This window comes from Curtobacterium sp. Csp2, assembly GCF_013347165.1.
Genome location: NZ_CP054593.1, coordinates 3,749,872 through 3,773,364, shown reverse-complemented (window position 1 = coordinate 3,773,364; position 23,493 = coordinate 3,749,872). Strand labels below are relative to the sequence as shown.

25 protein-coding genes and 1 tRNA gene are annotated in these 23,493 nt (G+C 69.7%); 17 read left to right on the top strand and 9 right to left on the bottom strand.

What is annotated here, in order from left to right:
• From HUN59_RS18315 to HUN59_RS18285, 9 genes are all read left to right on the top strand, one after another.
• Nucleotides 1-251, top strand: a 251-nt coding sequence (locus HUN59_RS18315) for a hypothetical protein (protein ID WP_217483587.1), incomplete at its 5' end; no start/stop codon positions are given.
• Entirely contained in the window at nt 244-2,001 is a 1,758-nt protein-coding gene (wsfD, locus tag HUN59_RS18310; RefSeq protein ID WP_174779198.1) for a glycan biosynthesis hexose transferase WsfD, read from the top strand. The genes HUN59_RS18315 and wsfD, both read left to right, overlap by 8 nt.
• Complete coding sequence (gene wecB / locus HUN59_RS18305; protein WP_254629941.1) at nt 1,998-3,125, top strand: non-hydrolyzing UDP-N-acetylglucosamine 2-epimerase; 1,128 nt, start codon at nt 1,998-2,000, stop codon at nt 3,123-3,125. The genes wsfD and wecB overlap by 4 nt, the downstream gene beginning before the upstream one ends.
• On the top strand, nt 3,122-3,796 hold the full coding sequence (locus HUN59_RS18300) for a class F sortase (RefSeq protein ID WP_174779197.1): 675 nt from the start codon (nt 3,122-3,124) through the stop codon (nt 3,794-3,796). Before wecB ends, HUN59_RS18300 begins: the two co-directional genes overlap by 4 nt.
• A 127-nt stretch (nt 3,797-3,923) precedes the next feature.
• The gene (lysS, locus tag HUN59_RS18295) at nt 3,924-5,426 is read left to right on the top strand and encodes a lysine--tRNA ligase (RefSeq protein ID WP_174779196.1); all 1,503 of its coding nucleotides are present in this window, start codon (nt 3,924-3,926) and stop codon (nt 5,424-5,426) included.
• Between the two features lie 91 nt (nt 5,427-5,517).
• Nucleotides 5,518-5,721 carry a hypothetical protein gene (locus HUN59_RS18290; protein ID WP_058742233.1) on the top strand — a complete coding sequence of 68 codons (204 nt, stop codon included), beginning with the start codon at nt 5,518-5,520 and terminating at the stop codon, nt 5,719-5,721.
• A gap of 42 nt (nt 5,722-5,763) precedes the next feature.
• On the top strand, nt 5,764-5,895 hold the full coding sequence (locus HUN59_RS20015) for a hypothetical protein (protein WP_302690932.1): 132 nt from the start codon (nt 5,764-5,766) through the stop codon (nt 5,893-5,895).
• 63 nt (nt 5,896-5,958) lie between these two features.
• The gene (locus tag HUN59_RS20010) at nt 5,959-6,090 is read left to right on the top strand and encodes a hypothetical protein (protein WP_302690931.1); all 132 of its coding nucleotides are present in this window, start codon (nt 5,959-5,961) and stop codon (nt 6,088-6,090) included.
• Between the two features lie 346 nt (nt 6,091-6,436).
• A complete protein-coding gene (locus HUN59_RS18285; protein WP_058742232.1) occupies nt 6,437-7,507 on the top strand; it encodes a sigma-70 family RNA polymerase sigma factor in 1,071 nt (356 codons plus the stop codon).
• A 156-nt stretch (nt 7,508-7,663) separates the two neighbouring features.
• Here HUN59_RS18285 and HUN59_RS18280 read toward each other — a convergent pair whose 3' ends face one another.
• Nucleotides 7,664-8,599 carry an NAD(+)/NADH kinase gene (locus HUN59_RS18280; protein ID WP_058742231.1) on the bottom strand — a complete coding sequence of 312 codons (936 nt, stop codon included), beginning with the start codon at nt 8,597-8,599 and terminating at the stop codon, nt 7,664-7,666.
• A 145-nt stretch (nt 8,600-8,744) separates the two neighbouring features.
• Between HUN59_RS18280 and HUN59_RS18275 the strand changes: the two genes are divergently transcribed.
• Nucleotides 8,745-11,264 carry an ATP-dependent Clp protease ATP-binding subunit gene (locus HUN59_RS18275; RefSeq protein ID WP_058742230.1) on the top strand — a complete coding sequence of 840 codons (2,520 nt, stop codon included), beginning with the start codon at nt 8,745-8,747 and terminating at the stop codon, nt 11,262-11,264.
• Between the two features lie 258 nt (nt 11,265-11,522).
• Here HUN59_RS18275 and HUN59_RS18270 read toward each other — a convergent pair whose 3' ends face one another.
• Together HUN59_RS18270 and HUN59_RS18265 are read right to left on the bottom strand one after the other, a co-directional pair.
• Entirely contained in the window at nt 11,523-12,326 is an 804-nt protein-coding gene (locus HUN59_RS18270; protein ID WP_174779195.1) for a hypothetical protein, read from the bottom strand.
• 112 nt (nt 12,327-12,438) lie between these two features.
• Nucleotides 12,439-12,891 carry an SRPBCC family protein gene (locus HUN59_RS18265; protein ID WP_174779194.1) on the bottom strand — a complete coding sequence of 151 codons (453 nt, stop codon included), beginning with the start codon at nt 12,889-12,891 and terminating at the stop codon, nt 12,439-12,441.
• Nucleotides 12,892-13,004: 113 nt separating this feature from the next.
• On the opposite strand from HUN59_RS18265, the gene HUN59_RS18260 reads away from it, so the two are divergent.
• A complete protein-coding gene (locus HUN59_RS18260; protein ID WP_058742237.1) occupies nt 13,005-13,547 on the top strand; it encodes an amino-acid N-acetyltransferase in 543 nt (180 codons plus the stop codon).
• Between the two features lie 64 nt (nt 13,548-13,611).
• On the top strand, nt 13,612-14,319 hold the full coding sequence (locus HUN59_RS18255; RefSeq protein WP_174779193.1) for a hypothetical protein: 708 nt from the start codon (nt 13,612-13,614) through the stop codon (nt 14,317-14,319).
• Nucleotides 14,320-14,526: 207 nt separating this feature from the next.
• Here the strand turns inward: HUN59_RS18255 and cspE are convergent, their stop codons facing one another.
• Nucleotides 14,527-14,733, bottom strand: a complete 207-nt coding sequence (gene cspE, locus HUN59_RS18250; RefSeq protein ID WP_022904520.1) for a transcription antiterminator/RNA stability regulator CspE — start codon at nt 14,731-14,733, stop codon at nt 14,527-14,529.
• 380 nt (nt 14,734-15,113) lie between these two features.
• Here cspE and HUN59_RS18245 point away from each other — a divergent pair, with 380 nt between their 5' ends.
• The gene (locus HUN59_RS18245; RefSeq protein WP_114850646.1) at nt 15,114-15,497 is read left to right on the top strand and encodes an SseB family protein; all 384 of its coding nucleotides are present in this window, start codon (nt 15,114-15,116) and stop codon (nt 15,495-15,497) included.
• Nucleotides 15,498-15,689: 192 nt separating this feature from the next.
• Here the strand turns inward: HUN59_RS18245 and radA are convergent, their stop codons facing one another.
• Together radA and HUN59_RS18235 are read right to left on the bottom strand one after the other, a co-directional pair.
• Entirely contained in the window at nt 15,690-17,051 is a 1,362-nt protein-coding gene (gene radA / locus HUN59_RS18240) for a DNA repair protein RadA (RefSeq protein WP_174779192.1), read from the bottom strand.
• A gap of 10 nt (nt 17,052-17,061) precedes the next feature.
• Nucleotides 17,062-18,135, bottom strand: coding sequence for an SGNH/GDSL hydrolase family protein (locus HUN59_RS18235; RefSeq protein WP_174779191.1), 1,074 nt, complete (start codon nt 18,133-18,135; stop codon nt 17,062-17,064).
• 142 nt (nt 18,136-18,277) lie between these two features.
• Between HUN59_RS18235 and HUN59_RS18230 the strand changes: the two genes are divergently transcribed.
• Nucleotides 18,278-18,367 (top strand) — tRNA-Ser (locus HUN59_RS18230).
• A gap of 221 nt (nt 18,368-18,588) precedes the next feature.
• Here the strand turns inward: HUN59_RS18230 and HUN59_RS18225 are convergent.
• The 3 genes from HUN59_RS18225 to HUN59_RS18215 all read right to left on the bottom strand — a co-directional run bounded on the left by HUN59_RS18225 (nt 18,589) and on the right by HUN59_RS18215 (nt 21,737).
• Nucleotides 18,589-19,194: an HIRAN domain-containing protein gene (locus tag HUN59_RS18225; protein ID WP_174779190.1), complete on the bottom strand. Its 606-nt coding sequence runs from the start codon at nt 19,192-19,194 to the stop codon at nt 18,589-18,591.
• A gap of 211 nt (nt 19,195-19,405) precedes the next feature.
• On the bottom strand, nt 19,406-20,884 hold the full coding sequence (locus tag HUN59_RS18220; protein ID WP_174779189.1) for a ThiF family adenylyltransferase: 1,479 nt from the start codon (nt 20,882-20,884) through the stop codon (nt 19,406-19,408).
• A gap of 382 nt (nt 20,885-21,266) precedes the next feature.
• Nucleotides 21,267-21,737 (bottom strand): hypothetical protein, encoded by a 471-nt coding sequence (locus HUN59_RS18215; protein WP_174779188.1) that lies wholly within the window; start codon nt 21,735-21,737, stop codon nt 21,267-21,269.
• A 73-nt stretch (nt 21,738-21,810) separates the two neighbouring features.
• On the opposite strand from HUN59_RS18215, the gene HUN59_RS18210 reads away from it, so the two are divergent.
• The 3 genes from HUN59_RS18210 to HUN59_RS18200 all read left to right on the top strand — a co-directional run bounded on the left by HUN59_RS18210 (nt 21,811) and on the right by HUN59_RS18200 (nt 23,457).
• Nucleotides 21,811-22,176, top strand: a complete 366-nt coding sequence (locus tag HUN59_RS18210; RefSeq protein WP_174779187.1) for a transcriptional regulator — start codon at nt 21,811-21,813, stop codon at nt 22,174-22,176.
• A 7-nt stretch (nt 22,177-22,183) separates the two neighbouring features.
• A complete protein-coding gene (locus HUN59_RS18205) occupies nt 22,184-22,747 on the top strand; it encodes an ImmA/IrrE family metallo-endopeptidase (protein ID WP_174779186.1) in 564 nt (187 codons plus the stop codon).
• Nucleotides 22,748-22,992: 245 nt separating this feature from the next.
• On the top strand, nt 22,993-23,457 hold the full coding sequence (locus HUN59_RS18200; protein ID WP_217483586.1) for a hypothetical protein: 465 nt from the start codon (nt 22,993-22,995) through the stop codon (nt 23,455-23,457).
• The last annotated feature ends 36 nt before the right edge of the window (nt 23,458-23,493 follow it).

Genomic DNA, 23,493 nt, shown 5'->3' with positions numbered 1-23,493 from the left:
GAGATGTGTATAAGAGACAGCCGCACAGCAGCCAGGACGTGAACGCCTGGCTCGACGTCACGACCGGGGACCCGACGCAGCAGGACGTCGAGCGGATGTGCTCCCCCTTCGTCGGGGACTACCCGACCACGTTCGTCACCGGCGTGGCCGTGCAGCAGACCAACGGGACCCACTCACTGCACTGCGCCGTCGGAGGAGACAGTCGTGCCGGACTCACCACGGGAGCGTTCCTCCCGACCAGCCGTGGTTGACACGGCCCCCGCCCCGGTCGCCACCCCGTCGGCGCCGACGACCCGCGGTTCCCGGCGGGCCGCGAGCGCCTGGCTGCTGCTCGTCTGGCGGTGGATCGCCCCGGGTGGGCCGGCCGAGGACCCGCGGGGCCGCTGGGCCACGGCCGTCGTCGCGGGGTGCCTCGCCGTCGCGGTGCTGCTCCTGCACCTGTTCGTCCCGACCGTCGTCGGGATGGGGGACCAGGGGGACGGTCAGCGGCTGATGTGCGCGTTCGGGGTCGCGAACACCGCCCCGTACGACTACGCCGCGAGCACGCAGTACGTCTTCACGCAGTGGGTACCGCACCGCTGGGCGGGCGAGGCGTGCGGTGCAGGCGGGTCCGGCGAACCCTACGTGTCGTCCCAGATGCTGCTCGTGTGGCCGGCCGTCGTGCTGACGCCGCTGTTCGGCTGGGGCGCCGGCATCGACACCCGCGCCGTCGGCATCGTCTGCGTGCTCGTGTTCGGGGTGCTCGTCGCGCTCTTCGTGGCGTTCCTGCCCGGACGTGCGCTCTTCCGGCTGATCGCCGCGGCCCTCGTCGTCGCGGTCGTCGGCGACGGCGTCTTCGCGCGGTTCTTCGTGTCCCCGTACTCCGAGGCCGCGTGCTTCCTCGGGGTCCTGGCCATGGTCGTCTGCCTGCTGGCGATGTGGCGGCGGGGCGACCCGACGTGGCTGGGCATGCTGCTCTTCTCGCTCGCGACGGTGTTCACGATCACCGCGAAGACCCAGATGGTCGCCCTCCTGCCCGCCGCGGCCCTCGCGCTGCTCTGGCGTCCGCTGCGGGCGCGCCGGGAGCGGAGCAACCCGGTCGCGCAGGCGCGCCGCCGGCGGGGCCGCCCGGACCCGCGCGCCGGGCGCCCGCGTCCCCGCGTCCGCGTCGTCCCCCGTCTCCTCGGGGCTTCGCTCGTGGTCGCCCTCGCCGGGGTCGCCGTCGGGTACGCGGCGATCCAGCCGCGGCACTTCACACTGCTCAACACCTACAACGCGGTCTTCGTCGAGATGCTCCCGCACAGCCCGGACCCCGAGGGCGACCTCCGCTGGTTCGGCCTGCCCGCCGACTGGGCGTCGAGCAGCGGCACGACGGTGGCGTCGGAGAACGCGGCCGTCCACCGGCCGGACTTCCCGCGGTTCACCGAGGAGGTCTCCCAGGGCCGGATCGCCCTGTTCTACGCGACGCACCCGGCGCGACTGGTCGGGATGGCCGACCGCGGGCTCGAGGCGATGACGCAGCCGGTGCTCGGTTACGTCGGTGCGTACCCGCCGGACGTCGGTGCCGAGCCGTGGCAGCAGGAGCACCGCTTCCCCGTCGTCGTGGTCGTGTCGGCGCTCCTCGGGACCGTGCCGTCCGCGATCGTCCTGCTGCAGATCGTCGCCCTCGCGCTCGGCCTCGGACTCGCGTTCCGGCGGCGGCAGCTCGGCGACCGTGCCGCGGCCTTCGGGGCGACGGTCGTCGTGACCGCGGTCGCGACCTGGGCGCAGTTCTGGGCCGTGATGCTCTCGGAGGGGGCGTCGGAGATCTACAAGCACCTGCTCGTCACCGACCTGCTGAACATGCTCCTCCTCGTCAGCATCCCGCTGTCCGCCGCGCTCCTCGCCCGGCGGATCGCCACCCCGCGCAGTGGTTCCGCCCGCGGCGCACGGCGTCGGACCGGCCCGGTCCGGCGCACCACCCACCAGGAGCCCCGGCACGTCTCGTCGCTCCGACCGAGCGGACCGGGAGGTCACCGGTGAACCCGCACGTCATGGTCGTCTTCGGGACGCGTCCGGAGGCCATCAAGGTCGCCCCCGTCGTGCGACGACTCCGCGCCGACCGCTCGATCGACACGACGGTCGTCGACACCGGCCAGCACGCCGGACTCCTCGAGCCCGTGTACGCGACCTTCGACTTCGACCCGGACGAGCGGCTCGACGTCGCGGTGCCCGGGCAGGACCTCACCGCCCTCGCCACCCGGACGATGACGGCGGTCGGCGCGGTCATCGCCCGACGTCGCCCGGACCTGGTGCTCGTGCACGGGGACACCTCGGCCGCCGCGGTGACGGCGCTCGCCGCCCACTACGCGCACGTCGAGGTCGCGCACCTCGAGGCCGGGCTGCGGTCGGCTGACCTGTGGTCGCCGTGGCCGGAGGAGGCGAACCGCCGGGTCATCGGGCAACTCGCCTCGGTCCACTTCGCCCCGACGCAGCGTGCCGCCGACCGCCTGCTCGCCGAGGGCGCCGAGCCCGCGGCCGTGCACGTGACGGGCAACACCGTGATCGACGCGCTCCTGCACACCCTCGACGCGACACCCCCGGCGCTCCCGGCGCCGGTGCGGGCCGAGCTCGACGCCGGACGCCGTCTGGTGCTCGTCACGGGTCACCGCCGTGAGTCGTGGGAGAGCGGCCTCGCCGACACGGCCGCGGGCATCGCCGACACCGTCCGCGACCGCGACGACGTGTTCGTCTGGGCGCCGCTGCACCCGAACCCGATCGTCCGCGCGGCGATCGAGCCCGCGTTCGCCGGTCTCGACCACGTCCTCGTCGACGCACCCCTGGACTACCCGACGTTCTGCCGGGCAATGCAGGTCGCGCACTGCATCGTGACGGACTCCGGCGGCGTGCAGGAAGAGGCACCCACGCTCGGCACCCCCGTCCTCGTGACGCGGGACACCACCGAGCGGCCCGAGGCACTGGAGGCCGGCGCCTCCCGGCTGATCGGCACCGACCGCGCGGTCGTCCGGGCCGAACTGGCCGCGCTCCTCGACGACGACGACCGGTACCGGGCGATGGGCCGCGCGGTGAACCCCTACGGCGACGGACGCGCCGCGGAACGGGTGCACGAGGTGGTGCGCGCCGTGCTCGGGGACCGCGCCGCATGACCCGGCCCGGCGGCCCGGGCGGACCGGGACGTGGTCGGCGGCTCGCGACGACGGCTGCACTCCTGGTCGCCGGCGTGCTCGTCGTGGTCGGCGTCGTCGGGATCGTCCAACAGGGGGAGCGTCCGCCGGCGACCCCGTCGCTCCCCGACCTCCGGGGCAACCGTGTCGACGCTGCCCCCGGGCTCGCACCGTCCCCGGCCGCCGTGCGCCGGATGGCCGTCCGGGCTGCTGACGGCGACGCGTTCCGGGTGCCGTCCGTGGGGCTCGACGTCCCACTGCGGTCCCTCGTCACGGTCGACGACGAGGTCCAGCCGCCGACCTTCACGGACGCGTTCTGGATCCGGGACCTCGGCACCGGCGTCCGGACCCCGGAGCGCGGCACGGTCTTCGTCGCGATGCACTCCCTGCGCGGCGGCGGGGTCGGTCCGGGCAACGCGCTGTACGACACGGCGTCGGGGACGTCACGGGTGGGGGCCGGCGACGCCGTCGAGGTCGCGGGCGCCCGCTACGTCGTGACGGGGACCAGGACGGTACCGAAGCCGTCGATCAGCGGCGACGCCACGGTGTGGGCGGACGTCCCGGGGCGGCTCGTGGTCATCACCTGCCTGGAACGACCGGACGGCGGCCCGTCCCGCGACAACTTCGTGGTCGAGGCGCGCCTGGCCCCCTGACGCGGGCGAGCGCCCCCACCCCGCCGCGCCCCGCCCGCTCGCGGGCCACGCACCGGCGCCCGTCCGAGCGCGAAGCGCCGGGTACCATCGGAGCGTCCCCCACGACCCCATCGGAGCCGCACCAGCAATGAGCGAAGAGACCGCCGCAGAAGCCCTGTCCGCCGAGGAGACCAGCGAGCAGCGACAGGTCCGGCTCGACAAGCGGACGAAGCTCCTCGACGCCGGTATCGACGCCTACCCCGCCGAGCTCCCGATCACCACGACGATCCCCGCGGTCCGCGAGCAGTACGCCCACCTCGAGACCGGCGAGGAGACCCAGGACGTCGTCGGCATCGCCGGCCGCGTCGTGTTCTCCCGCAACACCGGCAAGCTCTGCTTCGCGTCCCTGCAGTCCGGCGACGGCTCCCGCATCCAGGCCATGGTCTCGCTGGCCGAGGTCGGCGACGAGTCCCTGGCCCGCTGGAAGGAGTTCGTCGACCTCGGCGACCACGTCTTCGTGCACGGCCGCGTGATCTCCTCGCGCCGCGGCGAGCTGTCGATCATGGTCGACGACTGGGCGATGGCGGCCAAGGCGATCCTGCCCCTGCCGAACCTGCACAACGAGCTCAACGAGGAGACCCGGGTCCGTCAGCGGTACCTCGACCTCATCGTCCGCGACCAGGCCCGCGCGACCGTCCGTGCCCGTGCCGCGGTGATGGCGTCCCTGCGCAGCACCTTCACCGGCCACGAGTACCTCGAGGTCGAGACCCCGATGCTCCAGACGCAGCACGGTGGCGCCTCCGCACGCCCGTTCGTCACGCACTCGAACGCGTTCGACACCGAGCTGTACCTGCGCATCGCGCCCGAGCTGTTCCTCAAGCGCGCGGTCGTCGGCGGCATCGACCGCGTCTTCGAGATCAACCGCAACTTCCGGAACGAGGGCGCCGACTCGTCGCACTCGCCCGAGTTCGCGATGGTCGAGGCCTACCAGGCCTACGGCAACTACGAGCAGATGGCCGACCTGACGCAGGAGCTCGTCCAGAACGCCGCGAAGGCCGTCACGGGCGGCTCGCTCGTCGTCACGCTGCCGGACGGTTCCGACTACGACCTCGGTGGCGACTGGGCGCGCATGGACATGTACGAGTCCCTGTCCGAGGCCTCGGGTCACGAGATCACCCCGGAGACCCCGCTGTCGGAGCTGCAGGCGCTCGCCGACGCCGAGGGCGTCGAAGTCGCGCACGCCACGCACGGCAAGTACGTCGAGGAGCTGTGGGAGCACTTCAACGGGGACGAGCTGTACGCCCCGACGTTCGTGATGAACTTCCCGGTCGACACCTCGCCCCTCACGCGGCAGCACCGCACCCGTCCCGGCGTGGTCGAGAAGTGGGACCTGTACGTCCGCGGCTTCGAGCTCGCGACGGCCTACTCGGAGCTCGTCGACCCGGTCGTGCAGCGTGAGCGCTTCGTCGAGCAGGCGAAGCTCGCCGCGGGCGGCGACCCCGAGGCGATGCGCGTCGACGAGGAGTTCCTCCGTGCCCTCGAGCACGCCATGCCCCCGTCGGGCGGCATGGGCATGGGCATCGACCGCCTCCTGATGGCGATCACCGGGCTCGGCATCCGCGAGACGATCCTGTTCCCGCTGGTCAAGTAGACGGACCAGTCACGTCCCACCCGGCCTGGAGGCGCGGTGCGGGTCCGTCCCGCACGGCGCCTCCCACGGTCGGCCGGGTTATGATCGCCGGGTGCCGCAGGGAGTCGTGACCGGGATCATCTTCGCCGTGACGCCGACGATCGTCGTCGGCCTCATCTTCTGGTTCGTCATGCGCGCGATCATGCGGGCCGACCGGACGGAGCGCGCGGCCTACGCGAAGGTCGAGGCCGAGGAGCGCGCCCGCTTCGAGCGCGAGCACGGCCGTCCCGCCCCGGCACCGACCTCGGCCGAGTAGCCGCTTCACCCCGCGTTCACCCGTCGGTGGTGCACTGACGCGGTGGATCCCGCAGAGCTCGACGCCGAGGACGCCTTCGGACACTCGGTGCTGCCCGACGCGGTCCGCGACGCGTCCTGGCTGGACGACGAGGACGACCTCGACGACCTCGACGAGGACGACGTGGACGTCTGACCGTCCGCTCCCGGCCACCGGCCGTTCACCGCGCCGTCGCCCGGCGGCGTGAGCATCGTCGGCATGTCCACCACGCACGTCTTCACCGGTCGCAGCCTCGTCGGCGACATCGAGAGCGAGTACGACGAGTTCGACCGCGACGCCGACCTCGAGGCCTCGAAGCGACGGGACGGGTGGCTCGAGCCCTCCTGGTGAGCCCCAGATCGTCCTCCTTCGGGGTACGTCACGTCGGATCGAACCGATCCCGGCCGACGTACCCCGTTTTCGTGTCCACGGGACGCGGTCGGCCGGGGTACACCCTCGGCAACGTCGATGAAACACCCCTGCAACAGCGGAAACACGGCGACATCCCCTTGCGCCCGGGCATCGAGGCGGACCATGCTGTCGACCAGGACGTACCCCGTGGGGGACAGTTCCGGCGGTGAAGCACGAGGTTCCCTGGGAATCGATCCGATCGGTTTGTGGGGTACACCTCGGGACCGCTTTACTCGTCAACACCCCCCACCGAGGCCATCACCGTCGAACCGCAGGGAGAGTCACCATGACGATCGCGACCGCAACACCGAAGACGACGACCACTGGCACCACCGCGCGCCGCACCAAGAAGGCTGCAGCAGCGAAGACCGCGGACGCCGCGGTGGAGACCACCACGCTCGACACCGAGGTCGAAGCCGACGAGCAGCTCGCGGGTGTCCGCGGCGCCTCGGTCGACCAGGTCGGTGACTACCTGCGCCACATCGGCCGCCTCTCGCTCCTCACCGCCGAGGAAGAGGCGGACATCGCCCGCCGCATCGAGGTCGGGCTGTTCGCCGAGGAGAAGCTCGCCACGGAGCCGGGCATCGACAAGACCCTGCAGCGCGAGCTGCGCTGGCTCGTCCGCGACGGTGAGCGCGCCAAGGAGCGCATGATCACCTCGAACCTCCGCCTCGTCGTGAGCATCGCGAAGCGGTACTCGCAGCGCGGCCTGCCGTTCATGGACGTCATCCAGGAGGGCAACCTCGGCCTCGTGCGTGCCGTCGAGAAGTTCGACTTCACGCAGGGCTACAAGTTCTCGACGTACGCCACCTGGTGGATCCGCCAGGCCATCTCGCGTGGTCTCGCCGACAAGGCCCGGACGATCCGCATCCCGGTGCACACCGTCGAGCTCATCAACAAGATCTCGCGCACCGAGCGCGACCTGACCGTCGACCTCGGCCGTGCGCCGATGCCCGACGAGGTCGCCGCGGAGCTCAGCATGAGCACCGAGGAGCTCCTCGACCTGAAGGGCCGCTCGCACGAGCCGGTCTCGATCCACACCGTGGTCGGCGACTCGGACGACAGCGAGCTCGGCGACTTCATCGAGGACGAGGACGCCGCGAGCCCGAACGAGCTCACCGAGACGACGCTCCTGCACCGCGACATCCGCTCGATCGTCGCGGAGCTGCCGAGCGACGAGGCGAACGTCATCCGGATGCGCTACGGCCTGGACGACGACAAGCCGATGACGCTCGACGAGATCTCGAAGATCGTGCACACGACCCGACAGGCGGTCAGCCGCGTCGAGTCCCGTGCGAAGCTGCGCCTGTTCGCGAAGGCCGTGAGCCAGGACATGCAGCTGTACCTGACCGACTGAGGTCAGCAGGCTTCGGCCGGCGCGTCAGTGCCGGCACGGGGAACCGGGCCGTCCTGTGGGAAGGCGGTCCGGTGGGGTGATGGGACGGCCCGTCCAGGCATTGCCTGGGCGGGCCACTCGTCTGTCTGCCGACGGGTCCTGGCCGCCGTCCGGTCGTCAGCCGTCCTCGAGGTCGCGGTTCAGCCGCTGCCGCAGGTCCTGGGGGATGAGCTCGATGAGCTGGTCCGGGCGGACCGGCAGGTCGAGCAGGCTGAGCTTCACCCGACCGGTGCGTCCGTGCCGCTCGGCGTCCAGGCGGACCACACTCGCGGCGTCCTTCCGCAGCCGGACGTCGATCTGCGCCCCGGTCGCGACCTCGCCGACGACGAGTCCGTCGACCTCGAGTGCGGCGCTCCTCGTGCCCTCGGCGATGTCGAGTCGGTAGCGCTCCCGCGCGGCGAGCACCACGGCGCGGTCGATCCCGGCCATCGGCGCCACCGGGGTCACGACGGAGCCGGAGAGCGCGGGGGAGAGCACGGGACCGCCGGCCGCGTAGTTGTACGCGGTGGACCCCGCCGGGGTGGCGGCGACGATGGCGTCCGCGCGGTAGTAGCCGTAGCCGAGCCCGCCGACGCTCAGGTCGGCGGAGACCTGGCCGGCGCCGGGGCGTCGCACCACGGTGAGGTCGTTGAACGCCAGGTAGTCCGTCCGTGCACCGCTCCAGGACAGCCGGGCCTCGAGCGCGTGGTGCGGCTCGAGCTGGTACTCGCCTGCGGACAACCGGTCGAGCGCCGCCTCGAGCTCCGGCGGCTCGATCTCGACGAGGAACCCGACGTTGCCGTAGTTGACGCCGAGCACCGGCACCGGGCGCTTGGCCACCAGGCGCATCGCCCCGAGCATCGTGCCGTCCCCGCCGAGCGCCACGACGAGGTCGATCTGCTCGGTGAAGTCGTCCTCCTCGACCACGTCCACCCCGCCGCCGAGGCGCTGCGCGTCCGACCGGCGTGCGACGAGCCGCCCCTGTCCGGAGGCGTTCCACCGCTGCAGGGTCGCGACGGACTCCTGCACGTTCTTGGTGGGGTGGACGACGAGGCCGACGACGGGCTGCTCCATGCCCCGAGGGTACCCACCACACCCCGCCTGCCCACTGGGCGAAGCGAGGTCACGCCCACGGCGAACAGGGGCAGCCCTCCGGGGGTCCGCTGGTTAGTCTCGATGTACGTCACCGAGCTCCCACGAGCCCGGCAAGGGAGAGCACATGTTCGAGAGATTCACCGACCGAGCCCGTCGTGTTGTCGTCCTCGCTCAAGAAGAAGCGAAGATGCTCAACCACAACTACATCGGCACCGAGCACATCCTCCTCGGCCTCATCCACGAGGGCGAGGGCGTCGCCGCCAAGGCGCTGGAGTCGCTCGGCATCTCGCTCGATGCCGTCCGCGAGCAGGTCCAGGACATCATCGGGCAGGGGCAGCAGCAGCCGACCGGGCACATCCCGTTCACGCCGCGCGCCAAGAAGGTGCTCGAGCTGTCCCTGCGCGAGGCGCTGCAGCTCGGCCACAACTACATCGGCACCGAGCACATCCTGCTCGGCCTCATCCGCGAGGGCGAGGGTGTCGCCGCACAGGTGCTCGTCAAGCTCGGCGCGGACCTCAACCGCGTCCGCCAGCAGGTCATCCAGCTCCTGTCCGGCTACCAGGGCAAGGAAGCGGTCGCCGTCGGCGGCGAGACGCAGCAGAACGCCCAGCAGGGGTCGCAGGTCCTCGACCAGTTCGGTCGGAACCTGACCCAGGCCGCGCGCGACGGCAAGCTCGACCCGGTCATCGGGCGCGAGAAGGAGATGGAGCGGGTCATGCAGATCCTCTCCCGTCGCTCCAAGAACAACCCCGTCCTGATCGGTGAGCCGGGCGTCGGCAAGACCGCGGTCGTCGAGGGCCTCGCCCAGGCGATCGTCAAGGGCGACGTCCCGGAGACGCTGAAGGACAAGCAGCTCTACTCGCTCGACCTCGGGTCGCTCATCGCCGGGTCCCGCTACCGCGGTGACTTCGAGGAGCGCCTGAAGAAGGTCACGAAGGAGATCCGCACCCGCGGCGACATCATCGTCTTCATCGACGAGATCCACACGCTCGTCGGTGCCGGCGCTGCCGAGGGCGCGATCGACGCCGCGTCGATCCTCAAGCCGCTCCTCGCCCGCGGTGAGCTGCAGACGGTCGGTGCGACCACGCTCGACGAGTACCGCAAGCACTTCGAGAAGGACGCCGCACTCGAGCGTCGCTTCCAGCCGGTGCAGGTCAACGAGCCGTCGCTGCCGCACGCGATCAACATCCTCAAGGGCCTCCGCGACAAGTACGAGGCGTTCCACAAGGTGTCCATCACCGACGGTGCGATCGTCGCCGCGGCGAACCTGGCGGACCGCTACGTGCAGGACCGCTTCCTGCCGGACAAGGCCATCGACCTGATCGACGAGGCCGGTGCACGTCTCCGCCTGTCGATCCTGTCGGCGCCGCCGGAACTCCGCGAGTTCGACGAGAAGATCTCGACGGTCCGCGGGTCGAAGGAAGCCGCGATCGAGGAGCAGGACTTCGAGAAGGCCGCGAGCCTGCGCGACGAGGAGAAGAAGCTCCTCGGCGAGCGTCTCCGCCTCGAGAAGCAGTGGCGTGCGGGTGACGTCGCCGCGTCCGGCACCGTCGACGAGGGCATCATCGCCGAGGTCCTGGCGCAGGCCACGGGCATCCCGGTCTTCAAGCTCACGGAAGAGGAGACCTCGCGTCTCGTCTTCATGGAGAAGGCCCTGCACGAGCGCGTCATCGGCCAGGAAGAGGCCATCTCGGCCCTCTCCAAGACGATCCGCCGCACCCGTGCCGGCCTGAAGGACCCGAACCGGCCCTCCGGCTCGTTCATCTTCGCCGGCCCCACGGGCGTCGGGAAGACCGAGCTCGCCAAGGCCCTCGCGGAGTTCCTGTTCGACGACGAGGGTGCCCTGATCTCCCTCGACATGTCGGAGTTCGGCGAGAAGCACACCGTCTCGCGGCTGTTCGGTGCCCCTCCCGGGTTCGTCGGCTTCGAGGAGGGCGGCCAGCTCACCGAGAAGGTGCGCCGCAAGCCGTTCTCCGTGGTCCTGTTCGACGAGATCGAGAAGGCCCACCCGGACATCTTCAACTCGCTGCTGCAGGTCCTCGAAGAGGGTCGCCTGACCGATGGCCAGGGCCGCGTGGTCGACTTCAAGAACACCGTCATCATCATGACCACGAACCTCGGTTCGCAGGGCATCGCCGGTGGCCCGGTGGGCTTCCAGGTCGAGGGTGACTCGGCCGTCGGCTACGACCGCATGCGCTCGAAGGTGAACGAGGAGCTCAAGAAGCACTTCAAGCCCGAGTTCCTGAACCGCGTCGACGACACGATCGTGTTCCCGCAGCTCTCGCAGTCCGAGCTGCTGCAGATCGTGGACCTGTTCGTGAAGCGCCTGGCGGACCGCCTGCTCGACCGCGACATGACGGTGGAGCTCACGCTCGCCGCCAAGGAGCAGCTCATCAAGGTCGGCTTCGACCCGGCCCTCGGTGCCCGGCCGCTCCGCCGCGCGATGCAGCACGAGGTCGAGGACCAGCTGTCCGAGCACATCCTGCAGGGTGAGCTGAACGCCGGCGACCACGTGAAGGTCGACTTCGCCGAGGGGAAGTTCCAGTTCGAGACCGGGCGTCAGCCGGGTCGCGAGGAGGTCCTCGCCGGGGCGCCGACGCTCGAGAAGGCGCCGGAGACCCCGCAGGGCGAGATCGAGTCCTAGGACCGGATCAGACCAGACCACACGACGGACTGGAGGCGCGGTGCCAGCTGGCACCGCGCCTCCAGTCCGTTCGTGGTCCCGATGTGCGTGATCCGGCTCGCGCCGGACCGGACCCCCGTCCGGGGGTAGCATCATGGGCGTGCGAGGGTTCCCCCCAACGCCTCGTGCACGAGGTCCGGCTGGTTCCCCCCCCAACAGGTCGGACGTCAGTGGCCCCGGTCCTTCGGACCGGGGCCACTTGCATGTGCGCGGGCGGGATCAGAGCGCCGCAGCGAAGGCGCGGACGGCGCCCTCCCAGCGGTCCGGGTCCTCGTTCCACTCCAGGGTGTGCCGGGCGTCGCGGAAGGTCTCGACGCGGGCACCCCGTGCCGCCAGGCGGGCGACGTCGTCCGCGGCGACGAGGGCGTCCGCGGACGAGTGCAGCAGGAGCGTCGGCGTCCCGTCGTCCTGCCACCGCGTCACGGTCAGTGGATGCGGCACGCCCGCCAGACGGCTGAGCCCGGGGGTCGTGGCGACCCGGACGGCGACCGTGCCGACGGCGGCCGGGAAGCGTGCGGCCGTGACCGCCCCGCGGAGTGCCGAGCGGACGTCGAGCAGCGGGGCGACGCCGACGATGCCGTCCACGGGGGTGCGGGCCGCGGCGGCGGACGCGGCGAGGGCCCCGGCGGACCAGCCCTGCAGCACGACGCGCTGGGCACCGCGGGCTCGGGCGGCGTGGGCCGCGGCGGCGATCCGGTCGACGGCCGCCGGGTCGAGGGAGCGCAGCGGCAGGTCCGTCGTGTCGACGACCTGGTTCGAGGCACCGAGCGACCGCCAGACTCGCAGACCACGGAGCACCTGCTGCGGACCGATCGACTGGCCGTGGACGTGCACCACGTGCGTCTCGGCGACCCCGTCGGGTTCGGTGCCCGGGACGTCCCGCTCGTCGGCGTACACGAGCTCGGACTCCGGCGGGGTGAACGGCGCGGGACGGAGGAGTCGCCGCGCGGCAGCCGCCCCGAGGGCCACGCTGCCCGCGCTCGCGATGACCGTGCCGGTGAGTGCGGTGCGCAGGAGCTTCATGGTGCCCACTCTGCCACCGCCGGGTGCGCGGGCCCGGCGCGACCACGAACCGACGGAAGGCGCGGTGCCAGCCGGCACCGCGCCTCCCGTTCGTCAGTGGGTCCGGACCGTCTCAGGCCTGGACGTCGCCGCGCCAGCCCGGCTCGGTCGGTGCGTTCTCGACGCGCTCCTTGAAGTTCTGCAGGTCCTTCTTGACGGCGTGCCCGCCGACGCCGACGGCGGAGCCGAGCTTCTCGAGCAGGCCCGTGGGCTCCCAGTCGATCTGCGCCGTGACCCGCGTCTCGCTGTCCGACAGCTTGTGGAAGGTGACCACGCCGGCGTGCTCGACGTCGCCGTCCTTGACGGTCCACGCGACGCGCTCGTCCGGGTGCTGCTCGGTGATGACGGCGCGGAAGTCGCGCTCCTGGCCCGCCACCTTGACGGTCCAGTCCGTGGTCTCGTCGTCGACCTGGACGATCTTCTCGACCTCGTCGAGGAACTCCGGGAACTCCTCGAACCGGGTCCACTGGTCGTAGGCCTGGCGGACGGGGACGGTGACGTCGACGGTCTCGATGATCTGGGGCATGCTCGCTCCTTCGTTCGGTCCTGAGTGCACCTGGGACGGTAGGCGCGGGCGGCTGGGCGGCCTCCAGGGCGGTGTCCCCCTGCTCGGGCGGCGGGCGTTCTATGCTCGAACGGATGACTGGACACGCCAAGCACGCGTTCGACGAACGGGACGAGCACGGGATCCGCGTGCGACCGGCGCTCGCGTCGGACGTGCCGCACATCCAGCGGCTCATCGCGCCGTACGTCGACCGGCGCATCCTGCTCGGCAAGGAGAACGTCGCGCTGTACGGGTCGATCCAGCAGTTCCGGATCGCCGAGGGGCCCGACGGCGTGCCGATCGGGTGCGGCGCCCTCGCCGTGTTCTGGGACGACATCGCCGAGGTGCGCACGCTCGCCCTCGACGAGCGGTGGATCCACAAGCGCGTCGGGCACCGGATGCTCGAGGCGCTCGAGCACGACGCCCGCGAGCTCGGCGTCGCCCGGATCTTCTGCCTGACGTTCGAGGTCGAGTTCTTCGCGAAGCACGGGTACCTGGAGATCGGCGAGCAGGTCGTGTCGCCGGACGTCTACGCCGAGCTCGTGCGCTCGTCGGACGAAGGGGTCGCCGAGTTCCTCGACCTGGCCCGGGTCAAGCCGAACACCCTCGGCAACACCCGCATGCTGAAGATCCTCTGACGCTTTCGGGGGCGCCTCGGCGTCGCGTCCCGGGCGTGGGGCGATCCCGTCCTACCCTGTGCGCATGTCCTCGTTCCGCCACCCCGTCGGCCCCGAGTCGTCCGGTGTCTACTGGCGCCGTCGTGCGCTCGTCGGCGGGGTCCTGCTGCTCATCGTCGTCGTGGTCGTCCTGATCGTGGTCGGCCGGGGGAGCGGGTCGTCCTCGGCGTCGGCGCCCGGGGCGACGGCGTCGGCATCGGGGTCGGCTTCGTCTTCGTCTTCGTCCTCGTCTTCGTCTTCGTCTTCGTCCGGTGGTGCCGGTTCCGCAGCTTCCGCTGCTGCTGCGCCGGCTGCGTCTGCGTCGGCTTCCGCGGCGGCGTCCGGGTCCGGGTCGACCTGCTCGGCGGACCAGATCACGCTCGCGGCCGTGCTGGACAAGACCGTGTACGGCCCCACCGAGGACCCGAAGATCGCGATGTCGATCACGAACACCGGCTCGGACGCCTGCCACATGGACCTCGGCTCGGCGCAGCAGGTGCTGACGATCAGTTCGGGTGACGAGCAGTACTGGTCGTCGAAGGACTGCCAGACGAACGGCACGAACCAGGACGTCACGATCAAGGCCGGGCAGACGCTGACGACGCCGTCGATCAGCTGGGACCGGACGCGTTCGTCGACCACCACGTGCGACTCGTCCCGGCCGGCGGTCACCGGCGGGGGTGCGAGCTACCACCTGCAGGTGGCGGTGGGGGACCTGAAGTCGGAGAAGTCGGCGCAGTTCGTGCTGAACTGAGCCGCAGGCGGCCGGCGGTGCCGGCGCGTGTCGGTGGTGTGCGCGTCGAACCAGGTTTCCGACGTCGAACCAAGCGCTTCCTCTGGTTCGACGTCGTCTTCGTGGTTCCATGCGCGGCGACGGTGCGCGCGGCTCGTCGCCCCGCCCGGGAACAGAGAACGGGCCCGCCGTCCGAAGACGACGAGCCCGTTCCGACAGCTGAGGTGATCAGCCGATGACGGAGATGTTCTCCGCCTGCGGGCCCTTGCGGCCCTCGGTGATCTCGAACTCCACCTTCTGGTTCTCCTCGAGCGACTTGTAGCCGTTGCCAGCGATCGCGGAGAAGTGCGCGAAGACGTCGGCGCTGCCGTCGTCCGGAGCGATGAAGCCGAAGCCCTTTTCGTTGTTGAACCACTTGACGGTGCCAGTTGCCATGATGGCGTTTCCTTACTTTCTTGCCAGGCGAGATATCGCTGCCTGTCTTGCGAGGCGACACGTACTGCCGCCGATCCACCGACGGATGTCGTCAGATCGATGCGCCCCGCGGGCATGGGCCGGCGGAACGGGTTCGGGGCCAGGCGACCTGAGAGGGTCAGTGACCGTTGGCGCTCGAAGGTGCAGAGCACCAGAAGAACGATGGACTCCCGCCGAGGCGGTTGCGTCCAACCTACCGTGCCGAACGGCCCCAGCGGGAGTCCCGTGACGACATCTGTGCACGAGGACAGCGTTCCACGGCCGCTTTCCGCAGTCCTGCGCCGTCGGAGCCGAGCATGGTGCGGTCACGGAAGCGCCGCAGAAGTGGTGGACTAGGGGCGATGGCAGACAAGGAACAGCGCTTCCGGAGCGAGCAGCTCGAGGAGGCCCTCGCGAAGCAGGACGTGGCCGCGGTCGCATTCGCCCTGCGCAACGACATCGTGATCGTGCCGCGGCTCGTCACGGGCAAGAAGGACATGCAGGTGCGCGTCTTCGGACGCGAGGGGTCCGACAAGCGGATCCTGCTGCTGTTCTCGTCCGCGGACGCGTACACGGCGATGGTGCCGGACGAGAAGATCCGGCAGGTCATGGTCTACGACGGGCCGCGGCTCGAGGAGTTCCTCGCTGCGCACCTCGACTCGCTCGAGGGTGTGTTCTTCGACATCGCGGGGCCGCACACGATGCAGTCGACCCCGGCGGACCTGCTGGCGGCGCTGCGCGCCTGACGCGGTCGGATTCGGTCCTGCGGCCGCGGTGATCAGGGCCGTCGCTGCCGGTCGGCCGGGTCGTCGGTCGCGGGCCGTCGGCCGCGTCGTCGGTCACGGCAGCCGGCCGAGTCGGCCGCTCCGGCCTGGAGGATCGGATCGCTCGCATCACGCCGGTTGCCTCCGTCGGTGGCCGGGCTGGCGTGCGCCGGGTCAGAACGCCCGGTCGAGCTCGCGTTCGCGCGCGGACTGCGTCATCGAGAAGGCCACCCGGAGTGCTTCGCGGAGGTGCTCCGACCCTGCGCCGAGCACCGTCGTGAACCCGAGTCGTGCGGCCTCGCTCGCCCGCTGCTTCGCCCCCGTGGCCGGACGGATCTCGCCGGCGAGGCTGATCTCGCCGACCGCCGCGAGCGTGTGCGGGTACGGGCGGTCCCGCGCGGCGCTCGCGAGCGCGAGGGCGATCGCCAGGTCTGCGCCCGGTTCGGTGAGCTTCATGCCGCCGACCGTCGACACGTACACGTCGGCATCCGAGAGCTTCAGCCCCGCTCGACGCTCGAGCACGGCGAGGAGCATCGCGACCCGGGACGCGTCGACCCCGTTCACAACGCGGCGCGGCTGGGGTGCGGAGCTCGGCACCACGAGGGCCTGCACCTCGACCGGCAGGGCCCGACGTCCCTCCATCGCGACGGTGACGCACGTGCCGGACACCGGTGTGCCGTTGCGCGACATGAACAGTCCGCTGGGGTCCGGGACCTCGTGGATGCCGTCGCCGGCCATGTCGAAGCAGCCGACCTCGTCGGTCGGACCGAAGCGGTTCTTGAGCGCCCGGACGAAGCGGAGCGCGGTCTGGCGGTCGCCCTCGAAGTGGCACACCACGTCCACCAGGTGCTCGAGGAGCCGGGGCCCGGCGATCGTGCCGTCCTTCGTGACGTGCCCGACGATCAGGACCGGCAGCGCGCGCTCCTTCGCCACCCGGATGAGCGTGGACGCGACCTCCCGCACCTGCGAGGTCCCGCCCGCGATGCCGTCGACGGTGCTCGACGAGATCGTCTGCACCGAGTCCGCGATCACCAGGTCGGGCTGGACCTGGTCGATCTGGCCGAGGATGACGCCGAGGTCGACCTCGCTCGCCAGGTAGAGCTCGTCGTGCATGGCGTTCGTGCGCTCGGCGCGGAGTCGGACCTGGTCGACGGACTCCTCGGCGCTGACGTAGAGGACGCGCTTCCCCGTCGCCGCCGCGCGCGAGGCGACCTCGAGCAGCAGCGTCGACTTGCCCACACCCGGCTCTCCCGACAGCAGCACGGCGGCGCCGGGGACGATGCCGCCGCCGAGGACGCGGTCGAACTCGCCGATGCCCGTGTTCCACCGCTGCACGGCGGTGCCGGTCGCCTGGGTGATCGGACGGGCCACCCGGGCTCCGGCGACGGCGACCGGGGCGGTACCCCGGGAGCTCGCGGCTGCGGCCGTGGTGTCCTCGACGGTGCCCCACGCCTGGCACTCGCCGCAGCGGCCGACCCACTTGATGCTGGTCCACCCGCACTCCGAGCAGCGGTACAGGGACTGGGTGCGCGCCATGACGTCGAGGCTAGGCCGCTCCGCCGACATCACCCGTCCGCCGGCCCGGGGCGGTGTCGGAGTGGTTGTCGGTGCCGGTGCCGGTGCCGGTGCCGGTGTCGGTGCCGGTGCCGGTGCCGGTGCTGGTGCTGCCTGCGTTCTCGTTCTCGACCTCGCGCTGGTGCGGCAGCGGGATCGAGCCCGTCATCCGGTGCCGGAGCCGCTCCACCCGCCCCGGTCGCTCGCCGTGGTCGAGCTCCGCCGCGTGCTCGGTGTCCTGCTCCGCGCGAGCTGTGGCGACCGCGCCGGCCTCGCGCCCGAGGTCCTCGGCCTCGCGCGCGGACAGGTACTGCCGGATCGCCGCCACCGTGTCCACCCGGGCGTCCACCGCGGGCTCGAACGCGCTCGCCCAGATCTCGTAGCCGCGGTCGTTCGGGTGGAACAGGTCGCCGTAGCTGTTGAAGAACGTGCGACGAAGCCCCACGCGCTTCGTGATGACGTGCAGCGGTGCCACGGTCAGCCCGAGCTCGTCGGCGACCCGGTGGACGATCTCGTTCGCCACCGCCACCTTGCGCTCCCGGTCCGGCACGAACATGCACGGCAGCTCCGCGACGATCGCGTGGGAGGGCACCGCGCTGTAGATCGCACGGATGTTCCGCTCGAACTTGTCCGGGTGGAAGTCCGCGATGTCGTTCGCCCCGATCGACACCGTGCAGATGTCCGGGGTGTGGTTCCGCAGCTTCGGGAGCTGGTCGTTCTTCGCCCCCCACGTCGTCGACCCCGAGACGCTGAGGTTGACCACGCGCACGGACATCCGCGACCGGTGTCGGATCCGGCGTGCCAGGAGCCCCACGTACCCGCGTGCCGGCGTCGTCGCCCCGACGCCCTGCGCCGCCGAGTCGCCGATCGCCAGGTAGGTCAGCTGGCCCTCGTGCTGCAGGCGCTCCCGCCACCAGTCCGCGTGCACCGGCAGCATGTCGATCACCCGCTGCGCAGCGGCCCGCTGCCCGCGGACCCCGGCCCGGGCGCCGATGAGCCCACCACCCACGACGGCGAGTCCGCCGAGGACCGAGGTGAGCAGGGCGACGATGGTGCGCGTTCTCATGCCGAGGACGGTACGCGGGCCCGCTCGTTCTCGACTCCGGCCGAGCTGGACTGTGGACAGGAGGCCGGACAGCACCGCCTGTGGAGGGTGAGCCGACCTGCGGTGGTTCGACGTGCCTCCCGGATCGTGTAAGATCGTTCCCGGTACCGTGTCCGAGCGGCCGAAGGATCATGTCTCGAAAACATGTGTGGGGGCAACTCCACCGTGGGTTCAAATCCCACCGGTACCGCCACAGGGCGATTCACGGAACTCAGTAAAGAAATTTACGGAACTCGTGAAGCCCGCACGAAGGCCCCCAGGATGACCTGGGGGCCTTCGTTCTTACGCCTCTGAGCGGTCTTCAGCCGGTCGCGATATGGCACCTCGCCTGTGTGCTGGAAACGACCGCCGGTCGCCAACATCGCTCGTGGCCTCGCCGTCGCAATGGCAGCTCCTGGTCGAGAAGCCTAGAGCTCAACTGGCGCGGAACGCTCGGACCGCGGCGACCCGAGGGATATCGACCCACAGTCGAATGCTTCGCTCGGATACGGTGTCACCAGAGACGATGAAGGCGGCAGGTCCCAAGCGGTCGAGTTCTGCGGCGAGAGCAGCTGCTTTCGCGGCGCTAAGGTGTCCGACTTTTCGGCCTCGGCCGTACACTGCGACCGCGTTCTCGTCGTGCTCGTTAGCGGGTTCACGCACCAATGCGTACTCTGTCCCGCCGTATCGGGTGCGTTCCGAATCTGTCACCCAGTACGCCGAGCCGACGATTCGGTACCTCGACGACGGAAGTGCTCGCATATCGATCTGCTGCAGCTGTTTGTCGAGACGGACCGCGATGACGCCGGAACGGTTTCGGCGTCCCACTGCTGTGGACGCTTCGAGTCCGGGCGTAACGTTCTTGGCTCGGTCGAGGTCAGAGGTTTGATCGGCATTGTTGGGTGTGCTCGGATTTTCGGTGCTGGTCGGGTCGAGCCTCTGTGACTCGGGCCTGCCTTCGTCTGCACGAGTGAAGTGTCGGACGAGGAGTCGGACGCCGAGAACGAGCACGATCATGACGAGCACGATTTCCAACACCATGCGGCTACCGTAGCCGTGATCGTCCCGCCGATCGCGGCCGAACGGACAGACGGACGGCCGCGAGCATGATCTCTCAGCCAAAGTTGTACGCCTAACCCATCTCGTGAACTGACTCGTGTTTCTAGGCGGCGTCCGTTGACGGAGTAGTGCCAATGGGTACGGTGAGCGTCCTGCCAATTCATCCCCGGCAGGCCGCTCACCGTGTCCCGTCTCACCGTCCGAGCCGGTGAATCTGACGGAGCAGTAGCTGTTCTCCTGCGGCGAGGAGTCGGAGCCGCAGTGGCGTCTTCTTGCGCCGTCGAGCGGCGACAGTGTTCCGCCAGTTGGTCTGATGTTCGGTCAGATCGGACCGATGGTCAGCGAGGGCGACCTGCGGTTCAATCTGGCAGTACTTCTGTGTCTCCGCGGGAACATGCTCGAGGTTGTGCGTGGCGAGCATGTATCGCAGGGGCCCAGGAACGCCTCGGCCACCAGGGTGGGCGATGAGACTTACCAGTTGTGCGAGGACTGCGGCGCTGACTGACGCTGATAGCGCTGCGACGTTCTGTTTCGCCGGCGCGGCCATGCTTGCCGCCGCAATGTACTTCGGGTCGTCGAGGAGGCCACGGCGATCCAGGCTGAGCTCGTTCATCTGCACCTGACCCATGCAGATGAGACATGGCCGACCGGGGACAAGGGTGTGTGAGCGCCAGATACCGGATCGCAGCCGACCGTCTTGGAACGAATTGAGCCCGATTCCGCCGTCGATGACGGGTATGAGGTCTGCGTACGCCAATGTGTTCAGCACAGCTCGTGGCCATGGCCGATCGACGCAGGAGACAATAACGTCGTAGTCCAACGCAGCGGCGAAGCCGTCGGGGTCGGTGACCGATAGTTCATGTCGGTGCACGGTGAATCGCTGGGCTGTTGCAGCAGTGGTGGCGAGACGAGCTACAACGTCGACTTTCGCGCGTCCAAGCGCGGCGTCCAAGCGAGTCGCGCCGACCATACGGTCAAGGTTGAGCTCTTCAACGGCGTCGTAGTCCATGATGCCGATGTCGGTCAGCCCGGTCGCAGCAAGTCGTTGTGCCACATCCAACCCGACACTGCCGGTGCCGACGACGAGGACCCGTAGCCGAGCCATCGTTGCCTGAGTTTGGTCACCCCACGCTGACACCGTACGCACCTGAGCAGCGGTCGTCGCTGGCGCCGGGCGGAGGTCAGGGTTGAACGTCATCTCGAGCGCTGGTGCCACCACTCGCACGGACTCCGCCCACTGCGGGTCGTTGTCATGCCAGAACCGTGCAGACCACGCTCCGTCACCAGCGAGCGTCATGCCGACCAGTGGCATCGATGTGATGGCGGTGGCTGCACGGCGGTAGTCCGCTTCGGTGTCGTGGTCGGGTCGGCTGAGCCCTTGCCAGTTCGTTCCACGGGGGTGCGAGTGGAGCAACACGATGCCTTCGCCCTGCTGGTGCGCCTCTCGGGCAGCGCGGATCACGTACTCGCTGGTGAACGACGCGTTGCCGTGCACAAACCGCTCACCTTCCTGTGGGAGCACGACCCTGCGGAGAACCGCGGTGGTTCGAGACGCACCGGTCGATGGCGCCCAGGTTGCGATGACGACGTCTTCTTGGCGGTCCCTGCGGAGCAGGTGTCGGCGCAGGTCGAGGTTGACGTCCTCAGTCATGGCGACGGAGTAGCGCGTCATGATTGGTCCTTCCCTGTCGCGGCGGACACGATCCCACGCACTTGCCGGATCCATGCTGTTGCCGGCGGCACGGTCATATCCCACGGTCCGAGGTCGCGGGAGTGTCGCTTCCATCCCGGCAGCGTGTCCGTCTCGTCGGTGTTCGTCTCCCCGGTCGGGAACGTCACAGAGTCAGGAAGGTGCACCCAGTGCGGCGGGATCTGCGGCCAGTTCTGCACTTCGGTGACACTCACACCGGTCGGAACCTCTTGGCCGGCGCAGCTCCCGGCAACCGCCAAGATTGTGTAGAGCAGTCGCGGCCCGTCGGCCCGTACCGGTACGCCGGCTGCCGCCATGTCTTCCGTGAAGGCCCGCGTGGCCCGGTCGGTGGCTGACTCCTCGCTCACGCGACGCCGCCGATTCGCTTCGCGGTGACGAACTCGTCACCGTCGTGCAGTGTGATCACGTCGTCGGCCGGCAGGACGGCGGTTCCTCCGTGACCACCGACTCGGGCGAGGTCGTACTGGGTCGGGTCCAGGCCGACTCGTCGGAGGATCGCTGCTGCGGTGAGGTCGTCGTCCCAGGAGGTCTGGGGTTCCCCGTCGACGGTGAAGTGCACCTTTGAGCGGGTGACGAACCGGTCGCCGTCTTGCAGGTTCAGGATCTGTCGGTCCTTCACATGGTCCTCGACGCCGCCGTGACCGACGCGGAAGAGGTCGTAGGCGGCGGGGTCCTTCCCGCCGAGGAGGATCAGGTCGCTTGCGAGCTGGTCGGCGTCCTTGGTGGTGTGCTGGTGTCCATCGATGGTGAGGTGCAGAGCGTTGGTGGTCATCGTGACCCTCCGTTTCAGTAGCAAAACGCTGTTGCAGATCACGCTGGCACAGACTGATCTGTTTTGCAACTAGAACACTGGTTCGGCTGCCGGTATGATCTAGCCATGGAGATCCATGCCTGACACCTCGATCGACGTGAGCGCCCTGAAAGATGCTGTCGGCGGGAGGGTCGAAGCCGACGGCGTCTCATGGCGGACCGCGGCAGCGCAGATCGGCGTGAGCCCGTCGCTGCTCACTCGCCTCCGCAACGGGCAACGCCCTGACCTCGAGGCGTTCGCGAGAATCACGAGGTGGTTACGCATCGACGCCGGCCGATTCCTCATAGACCCGGATGCGGCGCCCCGCGAGGAGCCCCCTCTAGAGTCGGAGATCGCCATGCTGTTGCGGGCCCGAAGGGACTTGAACGACAACGATCGCGACCACCTGAACTCAATCTTGCGGATGGGGATTCGGATGGTGCGGGACAGTCGAGAGGACTGACCGCACCATGCCAATCAACAAAGCAGCACTCGCGCGTCTCGCTGGCGACATCCGCACCGAGACGGGGCTGAGTCCTCAGGATGCCTTCGATCCATGGGAGTGGTCCCGACGCAACGGCGTCAAGTTCGTCGCGATTCAAAGCATCCCCGGAGCGGAGGAGGCGGTTCGTTACTTCACCGCGACCCGCTTCGGTGTGTGGTCGGCGGCACTCGTCAGTGACGGTGTCGGACATGCCGTCTTCTACGACGACAGCCGTCCGAGGGTGCGGATCATGTCGGATCTCACCCATGAAGTCGCGCACGTCGAAGCCGAGCATCTTCTGACGCCTGCGTGGACGTCCGAGGACGGCAAGTGCGGGGGTGGAAACCGGGAGCAGGAGGAAGAAGCAGCGGAGCTTGCCGCTGCGATACTCGTGCCGAAGGAGCAGGCAACGTTATGGGCGCTGCGCGGATGGCCGGCGGAGTCTCTCGCTCGGAAGTACGGCGTGAGCGACAAGCTCGCCGAGTGGCGGATGAACGTTTCCGGCGGCAGGATCATCGCGAATCGGACCCGCAACCGCCGCGCGAGGTAGACGCTCCGTTGCACCCGAGGGCCACTCCTCGACGCCAGCGGCTGCGGATCGATCGGGTGCTTGCACGGGCAAGCGCGGCGTTTCGCTTGCGCGACGCCGCACCGTGTGGAGTCAATGCAACGTTTCCGACCTGCGGGTCCGTAGAATCCGGGCAAGCGACCGTCGGAGTCGCCGCATATCATGAGGATCACCAAGGGCTGACCGCGACACGCTGGCAGCCCTAGCAGTGTTGTGAGGGGAGAGAAATGCAGAGCGCGCATGCAGGACTCAGCGTCGGTCTTGCTACATCCGCCGCAGGTTTGCAGATGACCCGAGTGGCTACTGCCGCCGCGCGAACGCAGCACGGCCAAGCACCGCTCGAGGCTGAACGCAACGCCATCGACGCCGTCGTCGCGAAACTTCGATCCGAGGTTGAGCTTCTTCTCGGACGGCGTGACGCGGTAGTCGCCGACGAACCGGCCTACGCAATGGCCAGCTTCACACTTGACGCGCTGCATTCGCAGCAGCAGGGGCCCTCCTCCCCCGGGGAAGCGGACCGAGAGGGTACGGTCCGTGCACTGCAGTCCATCATCGAGCGGCTGCAGCAACTGCATGACGACGAGGTCGCAGCCGACGACGCACGGTTCCTTGAGATGCTGTTCCTTGCCAGTGGCGCCAACGCGTCCCAGTCGCTCTCCACCAGTGGTGAGAAGACGCCAGCGCTGCTCTGATGGATGTTGTAGCGCAGCAGGGGGCACGCGCACGGC